This window comes from Pedobacter sp. 22163 (assembly GCF_052045595.1).
GTDB lineage: Bacteria > Bacteroidota > Bacteroidia > Sphingobacteriales > Sphingobacteriaceae > Pedobacter.
Genome location: NZ_JBQEPM010000001.1, coordinates 600,335 through 624,633, shown reverse-complemented (window position 1 = coordinate 624,633; position 24,299 = coordinate 600,335). Strand labels below are relative to the sequence as shown.

Below are 24,299 nucleotides of genomic sequence, written 5' to 3'. Positions count from 1 at the left end.
TTATTTTTGAGTTTTTTCCGCTCGAGCTTTTTTAAATTCCTTTGGTAAGTTGTTTACTTGCTAAACTTGCGGAACGCACTCACAATCTGAAAAAGGAAATAAGATACAACAACCCTGCTCAATAAATCAAAAAGGTAGACGACTGATGGATATTGATCAATGTTTTCTGTAAGGTCTTTGATGCGATGAGCTGGATTCAGTAGTATAGCCCACATTTTTATATTATCCAAAAAGACAATTTTGAGATTGAGCAACAGGTCATCAGGATCAAGACTGAAATGGTTGTAATCCAGTTTTTCAGAAGTTAAAAAGCCAACTGGGAGGTAACTCGCAAGCGAAAAAGGAATAAACCACCATAGTGCAGTTGTCCAGTTCTGACCAAATTTATTGGATTGACTAGCCCAAAGAATCAGGTACTCACTCCAGTTTTTTGGCCGCTGATATTTGGTGATTTGTTTATAGATCCTCATTTCTTGGGCTTGGAAGCGATGAACTTCAGGCATGTCACCTTGTTTATGGCTGACAAATTTAAGTTGCCTGTAGATCTCGCGTCTGGTGTTGAGCCAGGAGACCAAACTTGCCCGGCTCATGCTAATTAATTCTTTATCTTTTGTTTTAATACATTTTTGAAATTCCCGGTAATAGTAATATGAATCTGCAGCTTCCAATTGATCCACAGTAAACCAGGTAACTCCTAAAGTGGAAATTTCCGAAAGGATCACATCAGAAATTAAGATCTGTCTAAATGATTCCAAATCGGTTGCGAAGAATTGTGATTTTCCAAAATTGGTGTCGTGTATACTTAACATACTGGAATTGACTTCGCCTTTAGCATTTAATCCATCATTCATTGCCCGGACACCTGAAAAGATCAAAGCGGAATCATTGACAAATTCATTCATGTCAAATTCTCTTATTGAAAGTTGCCGGAAACTCATTTTTGCTGTCGAGTAGCCAGAAAGTTTAAAATAGTGAATTCTTAAGTCACTAAAAGAAATGTTTCCGACCAAGCTGGACGATGCTTTGATATTGCATTCCAATATTTCCGGGAGACTTTTTCCTGGGTTTTTCCTGCCATGTACATTGAATCCGCCTGCAAAGGTTGCGCCGCTGATGTCAAAAGAAGAAATACCAAAAGCATCGGAATGATCAGCATCATGATAGTTGATTTCAAATGGCTTTCTAAACTCAGCATCTAAAATGATCAAACCGCCATTAACTGTGTGGACTATCTCAAAACGTACATCGTCTTTGAACAATCCTCTGTTGAAGTCGATACCATTTTGTACACGGCATCTATAGAGGTATATATCACCATCAAAGTTATTTGCGCCGGCAAATGAGATGTTGTGACAGTTCACATCTGCGATGCTAACTCCATTTGCTACCTTATTAGACATGAGGCCTATAGTTTTTAAATTACAGGCGGCGAAAGTCAATTCATCTTTGAAATCATTTTCCGAGCAAATAACCGAAGCGTTGACGAGTTCAAGTAAACGAAATCTGACGAGCTGGTCAAAATTACTCCGGATCAGGCTGATATTCTTCTGGAATTGCTGTGTCGTGATGCTAAGCATGAATTTAAAATCGCACTTATTAAATTCGATTCCATCGGTGTCTTTTGCATCATTACAGATTACAGCTGTAAACTTTACACTTGCTAAAAAAGTGCATCCAAAAAATGATATTCCACTTCCTAGGTTAACACCGCTAAATTCAAGGACACCTGTGAAAGTACAATCTACAAAAGACAGGGATTGAATGAGGTAATTTTCAGGTGTAAAAGCATGAGGACCAACAGTAATGCCAGTAAATTCCAAAGGGGCGTATTGCAAAACTTCAGGGTAGAGGTCATACGGATCTTGGTTATTTGCTTTCATATTAGACAAAAGTTATTTGCCTGCAAGTTACGACAATCGAAAAGTGAAGTCATTCGAATGGGGAAATGTGGGCATTGCATTGTTAAGATTTTGGATGGATGCTTAATCCCTTTGCAAGGTGATCATAGATTTAGTTAAAATCTCCTTTTTCATGGTATTTCCGGCATTGCTATGAACAGGCTTTTCTGCACCAGGCCGATGGTCTTATTCATTGGTGGTTATGAATCGGTAGTTTGAGCGAGAAAGACAGATCAACACAAAAACACTGCCTTTAGTGATCGACAGTATAGCAAATACAACCTGAAATCTGTTTATGGTAAGAATCAAGATCCTACGGGGGTTGATCAATTTGGATATTTAGCAACAAAAGCCTTTCTTTTTTCTTCGATCTGAGCATCCCTTAATGGTTTACCCTTGGCCTCGTATTTCAGATTTTGCCATTCGAAGAGGAGTACCTGTTGCGTATAGGTAAGCAGTTGATTTATCTTAATATTAATAGGCTCGCCTTCTGCACATGGGTTGATTGCTGCATCTTTAACTTTATCTAGGTGTCTGACAAGATTTCTGTCTATCGAATTTTCTTCGTTGAGATGCAATTTGGTCAAACCGTAGCTTAGTTCGAGATCGCGAAACAATTGTGCAATTTTTTCACTACCAAATGATGCCTTGGACAGTTCTAATGCATGGGAGGTGAATTCGGCAACCTGTTTGCGTAGGCTTTCGATGTATTTCGCCCGTAGCCCGGTGACCTCCTTGATGTAATAACCATTCTTGGTCAGTTTCGATGTTCTGATTAGAGAATAAACAGAAAAACACAATGTAAGGAAGACTCCTATCAATGTGTATGATTCTTTGTACTTGAAAAAATTAAGGGTGTGGTCCATTTAAGAGTGTATTGATGAAGTTTGTTAACCAAAGCTAATCATTTTGCCGGATTTGTTTATCAGTTTTAGTACCTCTGAAGGCCTAGTTCAGCATATAGTCCATTTTGCTTATCCTTGCTAGTATATGCTCCAATTCATCTACCTTAAACCTAATTGCGTTAGGTTTATCACGGGACTTGGCCAATCCCATACCAGTTTCCTGGTCCCAGTCGGCAATCGTGGGGATCGTGGATAATTTATATTCAATTTCCATTTTTTGCACTTTCCTATATTTTATTGATAAAGAGTGGGAACGAGCTCGTTTTTCCGAAATATCCAATTTAGTGTTGTAGTTATATAGATATCAATGAAAATATCCCAATTAAGGCGATAAAATTTAATAAATTTGATTTAAACGCTTGATATTTTTGATTGATCCATTGATTTGATAAAGCGTATTGAAGAAAAACCGATATATGCTGACAGAGAACGATCATTTACTTTCCGCGCTTACTGTAAGAATCCAAGATGTGGAATTTGGAAACACCCTGGGGTCAGGCGTCATTTACAATTACGCAGCCTTAAAGGATAAAATCTACATACTGACGGCAGCACATGTACTTTTTGCTGATGGGGATGATTTGTTTTGTTAAAGGTAACGGTTATATAGCGTGGATTTTGGAAATAATCAAAGCCGTCCTAGTCACAGGTGGGGAAGGCTTTGAGTGTGTTTTGCTAATAGGAAAGCTCTAAAAAGTAATAAGGTTTATACCAACGATCAACCCGTGCCATACCTTCCCTCCATAGACCCATTTGCTGGCACCATAGCCTAGAACCCGGTCTGCACCTATAGCATAACCGATATTGATCGGACCTGTGCCGATCATCAGGAAGCCTCCATAGGAAATTACCGCTGATTTCCGGTCTCCAACAAGCCCGGGAGCATTGCTGGCGGCCTTCAATTCAGCTGCGGAGCCGCCGATCATAGGGCCTGCTGTAACAGCAAATGTTGAAATGCGCTTTCCCCAGATATTTTTCTCCGTATTGTAGGAATTCCAGGTATGTTTGAATCCGTAGGCGAGTGCGAAGCTGGTTCCAGTCTCAACCATTGGTGGAATTCTCGGTATCTCACCTTGTGGAATATTGCCCCTGAACTTTAACAGTATTGTCATAGCCTGGAGGCCATATTTGAATTCGGTATAGCGGAAGTATACTTTTTCTCCAGTGGCGTCATATTTTGCCTCCGGAAAATACAGACTTCCCATATTATCGGTTCTCCACCCCGCAGGCACAGTAGCTTTCTTGATTGGGACTGGGGCTTGAAAGTTAGGCCCAGTGGTGTCAGTTGCCTTGATTATGAGGTAATCGGGATTTTCGGTGATTGTTATTTCTACTGCCTTGTCTTCAACGGGCTTTAATTTTGAAAGCCCATCTACACCATTGCTGCCTGCATTGTTCCATTGGTAAACCGTGCTGCTTTTTGAGATACGGGCAACATTGCAAGCGGACATAGCCATAATAAAAATGGCACAAAAAATGAATTGGGAAAGCATTTTGGTCTTCATCTCGCAAGTGGGATTAGTGGACATTTTTTTTGATTTCACCATCCTGGATGATGTACTTGTTATCGGATTTAAAACTTACCGCCCCGGATTTTAGGATTGCAATTGCTGCAGCCGCATTTTCTGGCGGGAGCTCATAAAATTTGATGAGCTTAGGTACTGGCGACTGATCATAAATATAAATTTCGATTTTTTTGCCACTGTTTTCCAGGCATTGAGCAATCCTATAGGAGCCTATCGGAATAAGTTCTGAGATATTTAGTTTTTTATTGTTTGTGCCTGTAAAACTGTTATCTTTTTTGAAATGAATGGTCAGCGTTACGGCGAGGGCAATTGCCAAAGCCAAAGAGATTATTGGCCAGACCCATTTAGAACTGCCGGTTTGATTTTCTTTCATAGTGCATTAATTTAGTTATCTAAATTTATTCTTTATAGCTGTATTAGGCAATACCTAGTATTTAGTATTTTTTGTCGATTCTTTTAATGAACCTCTTTGTATCAATATTTATTTTGCAATAGCAGCCGCGCGCATAACCTGTTTGCACCGCGGATAATTGCTGCATCCCCAGAACTTTCCCTTAGCTGAGTTTCGCGCTATCATTATTCCGTCGCAGCTTGGGCATTTCTGCTGGGCGGTTTGTCTGTCTCCAATACCATGATCCTGGATGAGTTCAGCTAAGAATTTGCTCATGTTGTGTGGATGATATTGAAGATAGACCTGGTGGCGGGCTCTTGTGAGGGCGACATAAAACAGGCGCCTTTCTTCTGCATTTTCAAAACTGTCACCGTGCTGGAGCAGGTAACCTAAGATCGGATCATCGGCCATCTGGGAGGGAAAACCGTATACGCCGCTGTCCAGATCCAGCAGAATGGCCACGTCACAGGTCAGGCCTTTGCAGGCATGGGCGGTGAAATAGGAAAGCTTGAGTGTTGGAAAGGCTTTCTGCAGTTCCCTTAAGTCTGTGGGTGAATTGTGGTGATAGCGCCCGATCAGGAATACAGAGGCGGTGGCGTGATCTTTCTTGATCTTTGCCAGGGTATCTTTTAAAACATCAAATTTCTGCAGATCCCTTTGCGCTTTATTGCCATAACCGGTAACGGGGCTGAGTATAAAAGAGGGGCGGGTGGCCTTAAAAGGGGAGGACAGGTTTTTTTTCAGCTGGGAGGGATTTGCCTGGATAAAGCCGCTGCTTAAATTAAGTATCTCTTCGTTAAAACGGTAGGTCTGGAGTACGGCATTTTCGGCAGTGGTTCCAAAATGCCTGGAAAATTCGGTGATGATACTGATGTCGCTACCGGTGAAGCGGAAGATGGATTGCCAGTCGTCTCCGACGGCATAAAGTTTGGCTTCTGGATTGGCGGCTTTCAATGCCTTGATCAGGCCATAACGGCCCAGGGACATATCCTGAAACTCGTCCACTAAAATATAACGATACTTTTTATTGAATTCACCGCTGGAGATATAGTGGCTCGCATGGTTCACCATATCGTTATAATCGATACAGCCCGTGCGTTTGAGTTCAGCCTGGTAAGCTTCGCTCAGGGGCGCGAACACGCCCAGGAATACCTCAAAGCGCTGGTCTGTGGCCTTTTCCCTTAACTGCCCGATGGTGCTGTTATTGGACTTCATGAGATTCAGGAAGGTAAAGATCAGGCCCATAAAATCCTCGTAATCATCCAGCGCTTTGATCTTGGTCAAAATTTCGCCCGGGTCCCGTTTCCTCAAGGTTACTTTATAGCTGTCGAGGTGGATTTTTAGCGCTTTGAGCAGCGTTCCATTGCGGTTCTGAAAGGAATAGGTCTTGATCAGGCGGGTCCCGTATTGCTCATGGATCAGTTCCTTCCAGCGCATGCCGCTCTGGTACTGCTCGGTAGGGGTTTTAAAAGGTGGCCTGCATTTAAAATAAGCGGGAACATTGCCTTGCTCGTCAATGCCATAATGCTCATGGTAGATGTCGTATTCCGGCAGATAAAAATCAGGGGAATAGGCGCCAAAATCAGGGTTCTGGTCTTCGGGTTGCAGCGGATAAGTCCGCTCGTATTCAAAGTCCACCTGGTGCAGGTACAGGAAATTGGCGATCATCACTTCTTCTAGACTTTTGCATTCTGTCCCGTTCAGGCTCACATTGCGGAAAGCGCGCTCATGTTTGATCAGATCGTTTTCGGACGCAAATTCAAAGTCGTCCCGCGGCGGCCGGACAAAAAAAGAGATGAAATTAACGGCCTTCTGCGCAAAATCAGCATCAGTTAAAAACAGCCTGTCAAACTCCCGTTGCAAAAATGACTTGGCCCGGTAATCCTTGCCATCGAAAACGAGCTTTACCGGGTAGGGGCTGCAATACCGGCACACCATATTGCCGAAACCATTAAAGGTTTTAAAAGTGATGCCCCTGGCCAGTTCATCATCCCGCAGAAAATTACAGGTCCTGTCAAACATTTCATCCACGGCGGTATTGGTAAAAGAGATCACCAGCAGTTCCTCAGGTCTTGCAAGGTTCTTCTCCAGGATATAAGCGATTTTCGCACTGATGGTGGTTGTCTTTCCGGTACCTGCTCCGGCAATCACCAGGTTATTGTCTTCCTCACAGACTACCGCTCGCATCTGCTCCAGGGAAAGGGGATAGGCCTCCAGGCTGCAAAGGAATTCCCTGAATTCAGCAATCTCATGGGGGATAAAACGCTCATTATACGCTTTGCGTATGGCCTCCAGATTTTGATGGCTGTCCGCAAAACGGGATATTACCGCCTGTTCATCAAGATCCAGGCCGCAGTTGCGGTAGTTTTTTGGAACCGCCTCCAGCAGTTCACGATGCGCTGCGCGGAGGTTTAATGCATCGTAATTGGAGAAATATATTACCATATCCTGCTTTTTGGCGATATCCTTTAAAGCGGAAACAATATCGGGAATGAGTGCCCGGATGTTTTCTCTTCGCTCGAGTTCCTGCTGCCTGGTTTTAAGCCAATAGAGAAAACCACAGGAAAGAATGAACAGTACAACCTTTATGAATGCAGGAAGTTCATCAAACCAGTTGGGTTTTTGATATGGAAGTTTTTTTGGAGGCATTAATCAAAACAGTTGGACAAATATAACATTTCAGCGTGCTTTCACTGGCCGTGCTTAAGGCCGGTATGCTAGGAAATGCAACAAATCCGGCACAGGCACCTGTAGTGCTTGCTAAAATACCTATAACCAAATTGGACAGCCAGTTGGAAAAGGACTGCACTGGTCAATGGGACATCTTTCCTTCAGCACTCTTTCATCATCTGCATAACTAAAACGTTTTAAACAGGGACTGTAGGTTATATTAAAAATACGTACGTTCGTCAACAGAAAACCCTCGTTCGTCAAAAACTTTTATTTTTTTGTTTTTTCTTTTCGACATTCGGTCTGGCTATGGACCTGTTCTGTTGCCTTGCTTTAAGTTTTCATCGACCACTATCAGGAGGTGATGGGAGTAACCAAATTTATTATTGAAATTTATGACGCTCAAAAAGAAGTATTCTACCATTGCAATATGTTGCATTCTGTTTGGTAATGTTTTCTTTGTTTCAGGACAGACCAGTCTTCCAACGATAATCCCACCTTCGCCCGAAACACAGGCACTAATTAATTTGCCTCAGTTCAATTTAGGTACAGCCAATGGTTTGCCAGAAATTTCTATACCTATTTTCGAGGTGAAAAGTGGTACGCTCTCGTTGCCGATATCCATCAGTTATAATCCTCAGGGAAGAAAAGTAACTGATGTTACAGGGCCAGTGGGCATGGGCTGGTCGATCAACTGCGGTGGGGTTATTGCCAGAACGGTTTATGGTAAACCTGACGAATCCTCGTCATTTCCCAGTACTATGCCACAGGCTTACTCGCTTTCAAATCGAGATGACCATTCATTTTTGGCGGCGAGCTATTATGATGGCAATGGTACAGTTCCCGAGAATTATGATACAGAATACGATGTGTTTTCTTATCAATGTGCTGGGAAGTCAGGTAAATTTGTGTATGGCAAGAACGGGGTAACATATTTTTTTCCGTTTAGCAATCTAGTAGTTGATAGGGTTAATGGATTCCCTGGTACAATAACAGATGGCAATGGTGATGTCTACGAGTATGGAAGTACAGAAAGACAAACTTTTTCTAAAAATAGTCAATCAGCCAGTTTTTCGATCACTACAGCAGCATACCTGACAAAAATCAAATCAATTTATGGCGATGAAATTAATTTAAGTTATGTGCCACACCAGATTGAGGTAAACATGAAATCACAGACCAGGACACTTTATGACAATCAGACTGTTGACTGGATCGGTATGCCGAGCTCCTTTCTACAAGTACAAAATATGGCAACAACCATTAATTCAGGCAGGGTGTCGGAAATATCCTTTAAACATGGAAAGGTAGTTTTTGAATTTACAAACATGAATGATCAGATCCGGTATATCCGAATCTATGATTCATCGAATCAGTTGATCAGATCTTTTGAATTTGTCTATTCAATCCTGGATAACTCAAATTATGTATACGCTTTAGGGGGCAATCCGCAACTGCCGAACGTCGATAGCTATCGTAAACTCGATCAGATAAAGATCCTGGATAAAAACGGTAACCAGGTTCAGCATTATGGATTTGAATACAATCCATCAGAATACTTTCCCGTAGAAAGCAGGGATTATTGGGGATTTAGAAATTCCTCTACACAGACAAACCTTTTACCGGATTATTATACCAATTATAATGGAGGGACTTTAAATGTAGGTAACGGTGCTGACCGTACCCCGCATCCGGAATACGCTATGAAGGGTGTGTTAAAAAAAATAATCTATCCAACAGGTGGAACGACTGAATTTATATATGAGGGAAATAAGATCCTTAATGGTATAAACAATATTGTGAACGGTCCCGGGCTCAGAACCAAAGAAATCCGCTTTTTTTCTGAGGGACAGCTTGCCAGTTCAAAGACTTTTCAATACCCTGAATACGGCCAAACGGCTTTTTATCCGACAAGTAATTATCTTTACAGGGCAGAGGAATCCCGTACTTTGCCAAATTATAGGGTTTACAAGCCAGGCAATGACGACAATGACTATTATAATTTTTCGTATAGAAAAAGAGAATTTTCATCTGAGGTAGAAGCTGAATTACAGCCTTTAATGGATGCGGGAATATTTTACCCGACGGTAACGGAATATGTTAACGGTTCTACGGCTGTAGGCAAGACGGTCTATGGTTATGAAGGAGGCTATATTGGATTTCCAAGCGCGGTATATCCGCCGAGCGCTGGAATCTACAGCTCAGGAGGAGTAGTGATACAACAGGATGAATTTGCGCGTCATTATTATCTTCCCGCGCTGATACTGAATAATAGCCCCAGGTTAGGTTCTGTGACCCAGTTCAAATTTAATCCTGCTGCTCCGGATTTTTTTGAAGAAGTCAGCGGCACCGCTTATCAGTATACGATGAGAAATGGTGAACCCTTAAAAGGTCTCAAGATATTCAAATACCTGTTTTATCCACAGGATTATTATACTATCAGCTATGAGCAGCGTGGAAGCGTTATCGACGGTTTCCCTACCTATTCCTATGTCAATTATGAGATTCCAACCGGGAATTATGAACTGACCTCAGTAACCGAAGCTTTAGACGGGATCAGTAAAGTGAAAAACATTATTTATAATACCCACCATTTAGATAGCGTAACTACCAGTAGCTCATCAACGGGGGATGTGATCAGAACTGAAAAATTTTATCCCTTTGATTATCCATTAAATGTTGCAATGCAGTCATTGTTAACTAAAAACCGCATTACCGGTATCATAGAGAGTAAGGTTACCAATGTAACAAAAAACAAAATCATTGACGCGTCGAGGACAAATTACTTTGATTGGGGAAACGGGATTGTTGAGCCCAGTGTGATTGAAGGTTTTTCGACAACAGGCGGGCTGGAGCCTAGGGTAATTATTCATGGTTATGATCCCTCTGGAAAAATTAAAAGTGTCTCAAGGGTAAAGGGACCAAAGATATCTTACCTATACGGTTATAAAGGTGATTCTCCGATCTTGGAAATTGCCAATGCGGAATATGGCGATGTGGAAGCTGCAATAGGAGGCGAGTATAATGTCAACTATTATAGGATGTCAAATCCTGATAAAGCTACAGTTGACGCCCTTGTGGGAACTTTGCAGGGTGCATTGCCAAAAGCACAGATTAAAAGCTTTAGCTACCAGCCGTTATACGGCATGCGTAGCAGTACCGATGTCAAAGGTATGAGTACCTACTATGACTATGATGACTTTCAACGGTTAAAAACGTTGAAGGATCTTGAGGGAAACATCATTAGACAAAACGATTACCATTATAAACAACCATAATATACCAGTATGAAAACAGCGATTTTTGCATTTTTTATTTTTGCTTCATTATTGGCCCTGGGGGAAAGGGTTTCAGCCCAGGAAAAGAAAGAAATTCCACAAAGGCTTGAACAGCGGAACTACTACCGCAAAACGCTGCAGCTGGATTCGGTGAAGGCCGAACAGGTGGCGCAGGTACAGGCCGACTACAAAAAAAGTCTGGCCATTGTTGCAGGGGATTCGGCGCTGACAGACAAGGGCAGGCGGGCAAAGATCGACCTGCTGATTGCCGAAAAGAACAGGCGGCTGAAGATTATCTTAACTCCATTGCAGCAGCAAAAGGTGATACCGACAACCGAACGTGAGCCGGCCGGTGCGGTGAAGCAGTTCTAAAACCCATTCATTCTATTACAGTAAACCACTGACGATGAAATCTATTGACCTCTCTGTGCCCGGAGTTTCCGGATACCTGCGCAGCATATTATCTGTATTTTTTCTGTTTACTTTTTTTTCAACTGTTGCGCTGGCGCAGTCTGGAACTGTTTATGGTCCCTATGTGATCCCCGTAAATGCCTGTGGCCCGACTAGTTTTTCGGATTTTAGGAACAATTACGGTTATCCGAACAATTTTGGGCAGTCAAGCCCTGAGGTATGTTACTCCTTTAGCATTGCACAGGCCACGAATGTCAGTGTTTCGCTGTGCGGGAGCGATTTTGATACCTATCTCCATATCCTTGACCAGAACGGGTCGGTATTATATACCAACGATGATAACGGGATACTCTGCTCGGGAAGCACAAGATCCTCGCTCAGCCAGATCCTGCAGGCAGGTACTTATACCATTGTTACCGAAGGCTATTCCAGTTATACTGGCAATATCGCACTGGATGTGCAGATCCAGGGCGGGGGGGCAGCTTCGCCAGGTTCGGGCATGGCCGGGGCGATAAATGCGGGGACATTTTCATCCACGGGCAGTTTTACCGACACCAGGAGCAATGCGGCTTCCTGTCTGGGCAATACGCTGGGACAGCAAAGTAATGACATTTTCTACAAGTTTGTCTTAACGGGGACTTTCGATGTGGAACTGCTCCACTGTGGCAGTGGATTTGATACCTATCTTCATCTGTTGGATCAATGGGGTACTGAGATTACCTATAATGACGACAGTTCTTCTGGACCGTGTCCTGGATCCCAGGCGTACATAAAAACGACATTGGCCGCAGGAACCTACTATGTAGCGTCCGAAGGCTATTCCAGTAACACGGGCAATATCGTCACCACGATCAATATTTCTTCGGGAGGCTCCTCGCAGCTCCCTGTCGTTTCCTATACAAGTCCTTCCAGCCTCGGGCTTGGGATTCCGGTGAGCCTTTCGCCTACCAACAGTGGTGGTGCGGTTTCGGCTGTTGCTACGGCCAGTACACTTGCTGGGAGCGGCAATACGGGATCTGCAAACGGCAGCGGAAGCGCCGCAAGTTTTTACAACCCGCTCAATACCGCGGTAGATGCCCAGCGCAATGTTTATGTCGCCGATGGGGACAACCATATGATTAGGAAAATCAGTCCTTTGGGAGTGGTGAGTACCCTGGCCGGTGCTGGTTATCCCGGCTATGCGGATGGACAGGGAACCTCTGCACTGTTTCAGCACCCTTCGGCGATTGCCGTTGATGCTTCCGGGACGGTATATGTCTCTGATCAGCAGAACCACCGGATCAGAAAGATCAGTCCGACGGGAACGGTGAGCACGCTGGCGGGCAGCGGCTCTGCTGGTTTTTCGGATGGGAACGGGACCGGGGCAAGCTTCAGTAGTCCGATCGGGCTGGCACTGGATGCTTCAGGCAATCTTTATGTTGCCGATTACGGCAACCACAGGATCAGAAAGATTACCCCTGGTGGGACCGTAAGTACTTTTGCCGGGACGGGCGGAGCGGGCAATGTCAACGGTGCTGGGCTTTCTTCTTCTTTTCGCAACCCGATGGGGCTCAGCTTTGATGTTTCTGGGAATTTATATGTGGCCGATAGGCTGAACCACAGTATCCGTAAGATTACGCCTTCAGGAACCGTGAGTACCCTGGCTGGGAACGGGACTGCGGGATTTGTGAACGGGGCAGGGAGCGGGGCAAGTTTCAACTATCCAAACGGGGTGGCTGTTGATGCCTCGGGCAATGTCTTCGTTGCTGACCAGCAGAACCATAGTATCCGAAAGGTTAGCGGTTCGGGCGCAGTAACGACCTTGGCCGGTAACGGCAGTGCGGGCACGGTAAACGGGAACGGCCCGGTCATCCGTTTCAATTCACCCTATGGGCTGAGCATTGACGCAGGTGGCAGCCTGTATGTTGCTGAAAGCAGCGGACAGGTGATCCGAAAGGTCGGTACCGGTGCCTATTCGGTCAGCCCGGCGCTTCCCGCTGGTCTTTCGATCGATGCCGTGACGGGAGTGATCAGTGGAACACCGATCGTACTTTCCACGATGACGGCCTATACAGTAACTGTGAACGGTAGCTCGGGAAGTTCTACGGCAACGGTGATGCTCGAAGTGGCCTCGGTTGGTGCTTGTGTTACCCCTAGCGCTGATCAGAATTATATTATTACCTATACGCCAAGAATGCCTAATATGACTACGCCAGCTTCTGTGGTTGCAATGAGTTGTTATAAAGACGCCGTTCAAACGAGTATACAGTATTTGGATGGTTTGGGGCGCCCGTCCCAGAATGTTCAGGTCATGGGGAGTCCGACCGGAATGGATATTGTTCAGCCGATTACCTACGATGGCTTTGGGCGTCAGGACAGAAAATATTTGCCTTATCCATCCCAAAGCAATGGCGGTGGCTTTCGTACCGATGCGACCTCGCCAGGCTACGGGGTTTTTAATTATTACTTTCAATATTCTGCAGGAGTCAGCGGTCAACAGCTGGGCGATGCGCGTGTTATCATCCCTACCCCTTTTGGACAGTCGGTATATGAACCAAGCCCGTTAAACAGGGTAATGGAGCAGGGATTTCCAGGTGATCCATGGCAGCCTGTAACAGGGAGTAATACGGGGCATACAGTAAAGACAGAAAATGGCGCCAACGGGATTAATGAGGTAAGGCTTTGGGAGTTCAACCAAAATGGCAACGGGGCTGCGCATAACAATAACTATTATCCGGCCAAAAGATTATATAAGACGACATCAAAGGATGAGAACTGGACTGGAGGAAAGACAGGTATAACAGAAGAGTTCAAAGATTTCGATGGAAAGATGGTTTTAAAGCAAACTTGGAAAGACGAGAATACAGCACTTTCAACTTATTATATATATGATGATTTTGGCAATTTAAGATACGTACTGCCCCCAGCTGTGAATGATGGTGGACAGTCGGTGGTCAATAACTTCACAGAAGCAGACGACGTATGTAAGTACTTTATCTACTGCTATCATTATGATGGAAGAAAGCGGGTGGTGGAAAAGAAAATTCCTGGAAAGGGATGGGAATCTATTGTCTATAACGACCTTGACCAGGTCGTCTATTCCCAGGATGCTAACCAGTATAATCTCCACCAGTGGAGCTGGACAAAATATGATGCCTTTGGAAAGGTATTGATCACCGGTATCGAGAAAAACAATTATCTGTCGCGTACCGTGTTGCAAAACGATTATATCAATGTGATGGAAGCACCGATTTGGGAAGAGCGGACGGGTCAGAGGCCTGACGGTTATACAGCCCGTACACATCCAATGGCCGGAGAGGAGAATGCCAATATCGAATTTCATGTGGTGAGTTACTTTGATGACTATAATTTTCCTGGGGGAGGAACTTTTGGTTTTGCGCAGGCAAGCCCTATGACAAGAGGACTTTTGACGGGAAGTAAAGTGAAGATATTAGATTCACCAACATCTCTACTGGACATAAATTTTTATGATAATAAGGGACAGGTGGTTAAAAGCAGCGGACAGAATCATCTTGGGGGAGAGGACCATGTAAGTAATACGTATAGTTTTACAGGCGAAATACTGTCAAGTACCCGTCAACATCATAAAGCCGGAGGCCCAACCACAGCTGTTTATAACGAATACGAATATGATCATATGGATAGGGCTAGAAAAACTTTCCATAGGATCGGTGATGATCTGAGTAAAAGGGTATTGCTGTCTGAGGTGCTTTATAATGAAATTGGGCAGAACAAGTCAAAACAAGTCAACAATGGACTGAATACGAACAATTATGAGTATAATGAGCGTGGATGGCTGCGGAAGAGTAGTTCCACCGGTTTTGAGTTTGTTTTAAATTATAATATTGGTAATGCGGGGTCTTTTAATGGCAATGTCAGTGAACAGCTGTGGACTACTTCCGGAAGTATGCTCCAGGGATACACTTATGTTTACGATAAGCTGAACAGATTAAATCATGGTTATTCAAGCACGGGAAATAACGAAAAAGACATTGCCTATGATGCCATGGGTAGTATCCTTTCACTCACAAGGAATACAAATGACATCCTGAATTATATATACGAAGGCAATCGTCTGAAGACAGTAAGTGGAGCGGTTTCCAGGATTTATACATATGATGACAATGGGAATGCACTTAGTGACGGCGTGAATGGATTTATTTATAATATGCTTGATTTGCCGGTCCAGGTGAACGGCATTAATACAGCGACCTATACATATGATGCTACGGGTAAAAAACTTAAAAGGGTTACAACAGGGGGAGGGACCACGGATTATCTCAGTGGAATCCAGTACAAGGACGGGATAATCGACTTTATTGAGACTGACGAGGGGCTTGCCAAACGCATTAGCGATACGGAGTACCGCTATCAGTATAACTTAAAAGATCATTTAGGGAATGTGCGTTATACTTTTGATTCCAACGGAAATAAAATCCAGTCAGATGATTTTTATCCTTTTGGAAAATCTTTTAACAGCTTCGTGTCCGGAGAGAAAAATAATTATCTTTACAATGGAAAAGAGCTTCAGGAAGGGCTCGCACAGTATGATTATGGGGCAAGGTTCTATGATCCGGAAATCGGAAGATGGAATTCGATAGACCCGCTTTCCGAAAAGACATTTTCTATAAGCCCGTTCGCTTATACAGATAATAATCCGGTAAACAACATTGATCCGAATGGGATGGAAACCTATTACGGTGATGCAGCCCGGATAATGTATCAGCAACTTCGCGCTACAGGTGGGGGGCAGGATGCGGAGCATGTTTCGGATTTAGGGGAAGATCCACCTAAGAAAAAGCCCGGGTATTTTACAGCTTTTTATAAGAAGCTAGGTGAGAGCAATCCTTTCGATAAGGCCGGAAGAACATGGGAAGGTTGGTTAAGTTCCGGGTCGACTCTGGGAAGTGATATGTGGAATGCCGTTTCAAATACCTTTTGGACAACAGCCTCCTTATTGGACGGTAATACATATGTTAATTGGTATGATGGTCAAAAGGCATATTGGTCTATGTCAGCAGCAGATCGGGGAGCAGCTGACGGTGCGGCTTTTAATGCAATGGCTGAAGGAGCGATAACCAGTGCGCCATTAATATATACCGGTTTCGGAACTAAAAACGTCTTGAATTTCGAGCTGAACGGGGGCTATGGCCAGAAGATATGGAGATTTGAATTTATGTACAAGAATCCAAGGGCTAAAGGAGGGACCATATTTTCTTATACTTCCCCTAAAGTTAACGGTTTCAAATTTCGTCTAGATTATCATGTGGTAAAGGGCGTAGGAAAGTCGCTTCATTATCATACGAATTTTTCCAATTTGACTCTAGGTACCCATCGTAGTTTAAGTTATAAAAATTTTGGAAAAGCAGTAAAATAAATATGGACATTATAAACAAAACAACTGAAGGTGGAGTAGGAATTTTGACTATTGGATTTTTTAATATTTTTGATTCAATGGATGATAGAATCATTCTGAAAAATGCCTTTGAGAACCTTTTTGCTGTTGGCGATAATGTGTTCTTTTTCTTTCACAGAGAAGAAAATTTAATCGCATCAGATGAATTGGCTATCTTAAGAAAAAACATTCTTGAAAAAATTGAGGAAACTGGCGGGTTTAAATATCTTAATAGAATTGATGATCAAAGATTTGAGGCGATAGCCTATGCAAAACTTGATTATAATTTTCCAAATTTATTTATTGATTTATTTAAATACTATTACTCCTGCGATTTTTTTAAGCCTATCAATGACCTGACCTTTGATGAATATGAGGACTACATTGATGTTAATGGGACTGAAGATATTGACGGTGTGAAAATGATACAAAATAAGTTAACTGATATGATCTGTATAAAAGGTTTGGGCGCCGATCATATGGTCGTAAGCTACAATTTAGATTTGCATATGCCGGAAATTCTTTAAATAATATAATAGGGATTTTCTTTGGATGTTGACTATTCTAAATGAAAACAGCTGGCAGATTAAGGACACTCACCATATAATTATGGGGCCGCGATCAGCTAGCGTAGTAAGATCGCGTTTGGCCACTATTTATCCAAATAAAACCAATGGGATTAGAAGACATCCATACTGGCCGAGTTGGAAGTCTTTTTGTAAAGAAACCGTTTCCAGTTTAATTCCGTCAGCGCAAAACAGCTACTTAGCGTAAGGACTTAGGATATCGGAGGAGCAGTACTACCATAGTTCCCGGTTCGGTTATGACCATGTTGGAATATAAAGTGTAATGTATGGAGATTTAAAGATGGTACCTGGACTCAGTAAATCCCCAAGATAAATGATGAAAAGATTGTTAAGACAGGAAGAAATCAATCTGATTAGATGGCTGATTAGAGATGCTCCAGAAGGTGCTAAAATTAAAAACGAATTAGCAACAGTTTTTGTTGAGGAAATGGAAGATGGGGGGATGGGTAGCTTAAGAGTAGTTTCCGATAAAGAGCGCTTTTATTCAAGAGATATCGGTCAAGCTGAAATGCTCGATGAGGATGGCATTCCTTTAATAATTAGTGTAAATATTGATACGGATGGAAATTTTTTTGAACTCGATATATGGAAAGTTGATTTTTCTCCTCTGAAGAAAATTCCGGATATACCAGAGGGGTATGTGTAATGGTATGTAATCTTTAATTTGCATTATGTTTGGATTATTCAAAAGGAAAAAGATTCAATCTTGGGAAGTAGAGCTTTTAGAAAATACGCTCAAAGCTTTACCACAGGATTTTAAGGTATATGTTGAGCAAATAAAATTGGGATTACTAAAAGCTGTTTCGATCGGTAATCCATCGATCCCTGGTTACATTGGTTTTACACGTGATGCTGAGATATATAACGCTATAAATGATGCAAAGGGCCGGGATTTTGAAGTATATGGGATTTTAGTTTATGATTGTATTTCTAATTCTTATCTTGAATATTCCATTTTCTTTTCATTTGGTACTGTCGATGGATATGCCATCAAAAACCAGGGCAAATTTAAAATCGATACTACAAAAATCGATGTTTCTCATATGAGGATTAAGTTTCGTGACAATATCGATTTTGCTAAATTGAAGAAAATACTTAGTCCAAAGGAACTGGAGTTTGTTAATGCCAATGATGTTTATACGGTTAATTTAGATAACAAGGAATACTTCCATTTACTTGATATAGCGGATGGCGACTTCTATGGAATTGACCTCGAAAAAAATCTTTACAGGATTACACACGATCCACATCGTATTGAGAAAGTTGATATTGGTGTGATCGATATTTTTGAAGGTGGTCAGTAAATTTCTTAACGGCTAAGACTGTTATTTGGCTAAAAGAACAGTAAGAGATCCTATCGGGCATTTCGGCAAAAATGGCTTCACTTTCCGAGTTAAGCTGTCACTCCATTTCGCTTCAAAGTGACCGCCTGTTCCGGGCAAATTGGCCGTTCTGATCTCCTTAAACTTCGTTTTTCAAAATCAGATTATGGAGGGGCATCAAAAGCCTCACCATCGGCATTATATGTGTCTCTCCCGGTTTTGACAAATTTTCAAACTTGTTTTTCTTTACTTAGATAAACGTGAACGATTGAATTTCTTTTTCCCGTCGAAGATTGCGGCTAAGACCGAGTTATTTTAGGGCAGCCACGCGCATAACCTGTTTGCACCGCGGATAATTGCTGCATCCCCAGAACTTCCCCTTATCTGAACTTCGCGCTATCATAAGCCCTTCGCAACTCGGGCATTTCTGCTGGGCGGTTTGTTTGTCGCCAATACCATGATACTGGATAAGTTCGGCTAAGAATTTGCTCATGTTCTGCGGATGATATTGCAGATAGAGCTGGTGGCGGGCGCGGGTCAGGGCGACATAAAACAGCCGCCTTTCCTGGGCATTTTCAAAACTGTCGCCGTGCTGCAGTAAATGGCCTAAGATCGGGTCATCGGCCATTTGGGAGGGAAAGCCATATACGCCGCTATCCAGATCGAGCAGAATGGCTACATCACAGGTGAGCCCCTTACAGGCATGGGCGGTGAAATAGGAGAGCTTGAGTCCTGGAAAAGCTTTCTGCAGTTCTCTTAAGTCTGCAGGTGAATTATGGTGGTAGCGCCCGATCAGAAATACGGAGGCGGTGGCGTGGTCTTTTTTGACCTTTGCCAGGGTATCTTTTAAAGCATCAAATTTCTGCAGATCCCTTTGCGCTTTGTTGCCATAACCTGTTACGGGGCTGAGTACAAAAGGAGGGCGAGATGCCTTGAAAGGCGAAGACAGGTTTTTTTTCAGCTGGGAAGGATTTGCCTGGATGAAGCCGCTGCTCAAGTTGAGTATCTCTTCATTAAAACGGTAGGTTTGGAGTACGGCATTTTCGGCGGTTGTTCCGAAATGCCTGGAAAATTCGGTGATGATACTGATGTCGCTACCGGTGAAGCGGAAGATGGACTGCCAGTCGTCTCCGACCGCGTAGAGTTTGGCTTCTGGATTGGCGGCTTTCAATGCCTTGATCAGGCCATAACGGCCCAGGGACATATCCTGAAACTCGTCCACTAAAATATAACGGTACTTTTTATTGAATGCACTGCTGGAAATATATTTGCTCGCGTGGTTGACCATATCGTTATAATCGATGCAACCGGTGCGTTTCAGTTCGGCTTGGTAGGCCTCGCTTAGGGGCGCAAATACGCCGAGGAATATTTCAAAGCGCTGGTCTGTGGCCTTTTCTCTTAACTGTCCGATGGTGCTGTTATTGGACTTCATCAGGTTCAGGAAGGTAAAGATCAGCCCCATAAAATCCTCATAGTCGTCCAGCGCTTTGATCTGGGTCAAAATTTCGCCCGGGTCTCGTTTTCTCAAGGTTACTTTATGGCTATCGAGATGGATTTTTAGCGCTTTGAGCAGGGTTCCATTGCGGTTCTGAAAGGAATAGGTCTTGATCAGGCGGGTACCGTATTGCTCATGGATCAGTTCCTTCCAGCGCATGCCGCTTTGGTACTGCTCGGTAGCCGTTTTGAAAGGAGGTTTGCATTTGAAATAAGCAGGAACATTGCCCTGCTCGTCAATGCCATATTGCTCAAGGTAGATGTCGTATTCCGGAATGACTGACTCGTGGAACATTTTTGGGTTGAAAAACACGAAAGTTTATCGGGTAATAAAACGTTTTAGCATTAAATGTCACTTGATTTGGCCCGTTCGTCAACAGATTTGGCCCGTTCGTCAAAATGTTTTTTTGGTTGTTTACTGAAGCGCTAAATTGGCTGCCTGAATGGCCGTTTATGAACTTTTGGCCAGCTGTCATTTTGATTTTTATGAAGAGAACTATTTTTTTTGCGTCTGTAATGATGGTCCACATGGTGGGTGTTTTTACGGACGTTTTTTCGCAGATTCCAAAGGTTAATGTTGACCACATCTCGGGGGCGGCATCTGTGTCGTTGGCGCTATATAGTCTGCAGAGCGGGCGGCTTCCGCTCTCTATCAGCTTGAATTATCAGAGCAACGGGGTCAAGGTCAAGGATGTAGAAGGAAGTGGCGGGATGGGCTGGAATGTTCAGGCTGGTGGAGGGATCTACAGGGTTTTGAGGGGGCTTCCCGATGACTCGAAATTGGACAATTTGGGGAATCAGCGATTGGGTTGGCTCAACAATAGCAACGGCTCGAAGATCAACTCGTTTTCCATTCTTAATGATAACAGTCAGGGGACCTGTGCAGATGAAACAAACGATATTGCTTATCTGAACAATAACTTTTCTGACCTTTCGGATACCGAGCCTGACGTTTTTATTGTAAATGTGCCGGGTCTTAACTGCAAGTTGGTTTTTGATGCCGATCATAATATCAGGACAATTCCATATATGGACATCAAGGTAACCTATGAACTGGAGACGGGTTTGCCAACAAATTCCCCAAAGTATGGGCGGATTAACAGATTTATCATTGTAACTGCATCTGGAACAAAGTATACTTTTTCAACGGTTGAAACCTCAACCAGACAGACAGTTCCTTCGGGGCCGGCGTCAATTGGTTTTTTTAAAAGGGAATTTGAACAATATAAAAACGGAATTGAATACGTAAGTAGTTGGTATATCAACAGTATCAAAGATGCTGGCGATATCGGGTATGATTTTTCTTATTCTGGTGAAGGGCGGTCTTACGGAAGGAACAGGCTTGGGGTTTCACAGGGGACGGCAAATACAGCCGTTTACCCCTTCACTGTAACCTTATCAAGCAATAGCCCGATGCTCAGAAAGATCGGTTTTGGTGAATGGAACGATGTTCCGTTATCCCAAGGGATAAATTTTTATTACAGCTATGCATCGGCTTCCGGTGTACCTGTTATTGATTCAATCAGTGGAGTGGGCAAAAGTTTTTCCTTTGGTTATAATTCCTATAGGCCGAACAATAATGCAGCCCAGGCCCGTACGTTTCTTAATTCGGTCAGTCTTGGCCGGAAGCTTCAGTTGAGTTTTGATTATAATGGCATTTTGACCGGCAATTCTTTGATCAATCTCCCGGACTCGGGTTCGAAGGCGATCGATGTTTGGGGTTATCACAATGGAAGTTCTGCATCCACGCTTCTTCCACAGGTTTACATCAACCCTTCAAATGCAGGTTTTGAACGTTACCGGAATATAGGTGGTGGATCAGCCGGTGTTTATAACTATACGGTTCCCGGAGAGGCCAGGGCTGTCAACTACAGTGCAATGGTTGCGGGAATGCTCTCAACGATTACCAACAGCGAGGATGGGGGCACTAATTCTTTTGAATATGAGCCTAATGATTACTTTGATCAGACTGCGGGACAGGTTATTCAGGGAGGGGGGCTAAGGGTGAAAAAAACTACTTCTATCGGCGATGGGGGAAATGATATTGTAACCAATTACAGTTATCTGGATCCAGCAACAGGATTATCCAGTGGAAAGCCTATCACTGTTCCACTTCTTTCATTTACCACTCCATATTATGGTTCCGGTACCACCGAAAGTATGCTCCAGAATTCTGTTATGAGGCTGGAAGAGAATATTTCACAGGAAGAAAGCCGGATATTGTATGGGGCGGTCAAGGTTTCACAGCCGGGAGCGGGAAGTTCTCTGTACGAATATACATTGCCCGCGACAAACTGGGACAATAGCTGGGGTGCTGACTGGACGCCGACAGTGACTTATTATGGCAGGACAACATGCGCTGTCGGTGGGTATATGGCCACTGAAAAAAATGCATATCCTTTCGCACCGAATGCCAATTACGATTTTGAACGGGGATTGATCAAAAAACTTGCAAAATATGATGAGGCTGGAAACAAGGTAGCAGAATCAATATACAATTATCAACGTACCGGAGCCCCGGTGATGATCAATGCATTGAGGTTTGAAGAGAACGGAAATGGGATTTCCTATGCAAAATACAGCATATTTTCGAGCGTCGCAAACCTGACGGCCAGGGAGGAGAATACTTTATATTATCCCACTTCTGCAAGTCCTGAAAACCGTACAACTACAGATTACAGCTATAACAGTGCTTTCCATAAAGAATTGACAATGAAGGAGCAGACACAAAGTGATGGAAGCATCACCAGAAGCTATTTTAAGTATTTGCGGGACTATTCACCAGTACCGTCGGCAGATCCAATGGTACAGTCTATGTACAATATGGTTTCCAATGGTCTAAACTTACAGGTTGAATCTTATAACCAGGTGGAACGTAACGGGGTAAACCGTACTTTTTCCGGTGCAATGACCAGCTTTAAAAGATGGGACCTTAAGTACCGCAGCGATCTTAACCTGCCGGAGAACCGGCTTGGTTTTCAAAGCCCAACGGGGCTGAATGATTTTCAGCCTTCGACAGTTATTAACAGTATATTTTCAAAAGACAGCCGTTACCGGGTTAAAGAGCAGGTATTAGCATATGACATGGCCGCCAACGTCGCAACTTCGCTCATTGACGGGGTAAAAAGAAAAGGTGTAGTTACAGATTACCTGATCTCATTACCCGTTGCAGTTTTTGAAAATGCTTCGGTTTCGGAAATTGCCTACGAGAATTTTGAGGCGCGGTTCGTGGAAACCAATTTTGGCGTTAATGGTCATGCTCCGGAAAATGGCACCGGTGGGGTAGGAAGTTTTGTATCGCCCGCCAGGTCGGGCAACCTGGCCCTTAGTACGCCTGCAGGGACTGTCTTTTCCCGCACGGTCAGCAAACTGGAATCTAGAAAAAACTATGTTTTTTCCATCTGGATGAAAACCACCAGTTCTGGATCGATCAGCCTCACACTCAATAGCACAATGAGCGGAGCGACGGCTTACACGCTTCCTTATACAAATACTGCTGGGCTCTGGAAATACTTTGAAATCAAGGTTCCTGTTGCCAACATGTCTTCTTCGTTTACAATTTCCTTTCAGTGCTCTACGGCGGCGATTTTAGATGATATCATTTTTTACCCAGCCGAGGCAACTGTGTCAACCATCGGGTATGATAAAGATTCATTTTTGAAGACTTCATTGACCAATACCAATGGAAAGGCTGAATATTATCTTTATGACAAACTTCAAAGGCCGACCATCGTGCTGGACAATGATAAAAATATTAGGATCAGGAAGACCTATATATCAAAAACAGATCTGAGTACTTATAATGCATCCATCGTTTATGACACAGGCAGTGCCAACACCAACGTCCCGATCGCTTTTTCCGATGGTGCAAGTTTCGCTTCCAGCACCGGTGGGAAGGTGTATACCTGGAATTTCGGTGATGGCACGGCTACGGTAAGCAATACGCAGCTTCAGGGACAGATATCCCATACCTATACCCAGCCGGGTACTTATACGGTCACTGTAACGAAATACCTGGAACCTTATGGAACCACGTCAGCTACCAGGCAAGTGACAGTGACTAACGTTTCGAGTCAAGTGCAAGCATATGCTTATGCGACAATGACCGTGAAATTCTACCAGGGTGCGGTGCTTAAATACACACTTACCAATGCAGGTGGAGGGATTTTAGTTGATCCTGGTACCTATGACATACAGATTGTTGCCCCTGGGCAATATAGCTCGAGTAATCCTTCCGGATATAAATCTGTTAAATACGATGGCTATACAACCCCTACCACTGGACTGATCTCCGGCTGCCAACCTTCTCAGCCCGTAAATAATTATACGTATTTATTCAACGGGATCAACCTTACCGGAAAAAAGAATATCACATTCAGTCTCAGCATCAGCCAATGTTCATTACCAGAATAACAATTTATA

Annotated in this window: 13 protein-coding genes; 7 read left to right on the top strand and 6 right to left on the bottom strand. The window is 43.4% G+C overall.

Annotation, left to right across the window (positions count from 1 at the left end):
• Nucleotides 1–53: 53 nt before the first annotated feature.
• The 5 genes from ACTJKN_RS02600 to ACTJKN_RS02580 form a co-directional block, all read right to left on the bottom strand.
• The gene (locus tag ACTJKN_RS02600; protein ID WP_440822414.1) at nt 54–1,880 is read right to left on the bottom strand and encodes a hypothetical protein; all 1,827 of its coding nucleotides are present in this window, start codon (nt 1,878–1,880) and stop codon (nt 54–56) included.
• A gap of 344 nt (nt 1,881–2,224) precedes the next feature.
• On the bottom strand, nt 2,225–2,764 hold the full coding sequence (locus ACTJKN_RS02595; protein WP_440822412.1) for a hypothetical protein: 540 nt from the start codon (nt 2,762–2,764) through the stop codon (nt 2,225–2,227).
• A gap of 728 nt (nt 2,765–3,492) precedes the next feature.
• A complete protein-coding gene (locus tag ACTJKN_RS02590; protein ID WP_440822410.1) occupies nt 3,493–4,308 on the bottom strand; it encodes a hypothetical protein in 816 nt (271 codons plus the stop codon).
• A 13-nt stretch (nt 4,309–4,321) separates the two neighbouring features.
• Nucleotides 4,322–4,702, bottom strand: a complete 381-nt coding sequence (locus tag ACTJKN_RS02585) for a hypothetical protein (RefSeq protein WP_440822408.1) — start codon at nt 4,700–4,702, stop codon at nt 4,322–4,324.
• Between the two features lie 108 nt (nt 4,703–4,810).
• A complete protein-coding gene (locus tag ACTJKN_RS02580) occupies nt 4,811–7,369 on the bottom strand; it encodes a UvrD-helicase domain-containing protein (RefSeq protein WP_440822406.1) in 2,559 nt (852 codons plus the stop codon).
• A 416-nt stretch (nt 7,370–7,785) separates the two neighbouring features.
• On the opposite strand from ACTJKN_RS02580, the gene ACTJKN_RS02575 reads away from it, so the two are divergent.
• The 6 genes from ACTJKN_RS02575 (at nt 7,786) to ACTJKN_RS02550 (ending at nt 18,365) form a co-directional block, all read left to right on the top strand.
• Nucleotides 7,786–10,668, top strand: coding sequence for a hypothetical protein (locus tag ACTJKN_RS02575; protein ID WP_440822404.1), 2,883 nt, complete (start codon nt 7,786–7,788; stop codon nt 10,666–10,668).
• A 9-nt stretch (nt 10,669–10,677) separates the two neighbouring features.
• Entirely contained in the window at nt 10,678–11,040 is a 363-nt protein-coding gene (locus tag ACTJKN_RS02570; protein ID WP_440822402.1) for a hypothetical protein, read from the top strand.
• 34 nt (nt 11,041–11,074) lie between these two features.
• A complete protein-coding gene (locus ACTJKN_RS02565) occupies nt 11,075–16,456 on the top strand; it encodes a DUF6443 domain-containing protein (protein WP_440822401.1) in 5,382 nt (1,793 codons plus the stop codon).
• 2 nt (nt 16,457–16,458) lie between these two features.
• Nucleotides 16,459–17,001, top strand: coding sequence for a hypothetical protein (locus tag ACTJKN_RS02560; RefSeq protein ID WP_440822399.1), 543 nt, complete (start codon nt 16,459–16,461; stop codon nt 16,999–17,001).
• A 373-nt stretch (nt 17,002–17,374) separates the two neighbouring features.
• Nucleotides 17,375–17,707, top strand: coding sequence for a DUF6984 family protein (locus tag ACTJKN_RS02555; RefSeq protein WP_440822397.1), 333 nt, complete (start codon nt 17,375–17,377; stop codon nt 17,705–17,707).
• Nucleotides 17,708–17,732: 25 nt separating this feature from the next.
• Nucleotides 17,733–18,365 (top strand): hypothetical protein, encoded by a 633-nt coding sequence (locus ACTJKN_RS02550; RefSeq protein ID WP_440822396.1) that lies wholly within the window; start codon nt 17,733–17,735, stop codon nt 18,363–18,365.
• 328 nt (nt 18,366–18,693) lie between these two features.
• Here ACTJKN_RS02550 and ACTJKN_RS02545 read toward each other — a convergent pair whose 3' ends face one another.
• On the bottom strand, nt 18,694–20,172 hold the full coding sequence (locus tag ACTJKN_RS02545) for a UvrD-helicase domain-containing protein (protein ID WP_440822394.1): 1,479 nt from the start codon (nt 20,170–20,172) through the stop codon (nt 18,694–18,696).
• 191 nt (nt 20,173–20,363) lie between these two features.
• On the opposite strand from ACTJKN_RS02545, the gene ACTJKN_RS02540 reads away from it, so the two are divergent.
• Nucleotides 20,364–24,290: a PKD domain-containing protein gene (locus tag ACTJKN_RS02540; RefSeq protein WP_440822392.1), complete on the top strand. Its 3,927-nt coding sequence runs from the start codon at nt 20,364–20,366 to the stop codon at nt 24,288–24,290.
• Nucleotides 24,291–24,299: the final 9 nt, after the last annotated feature.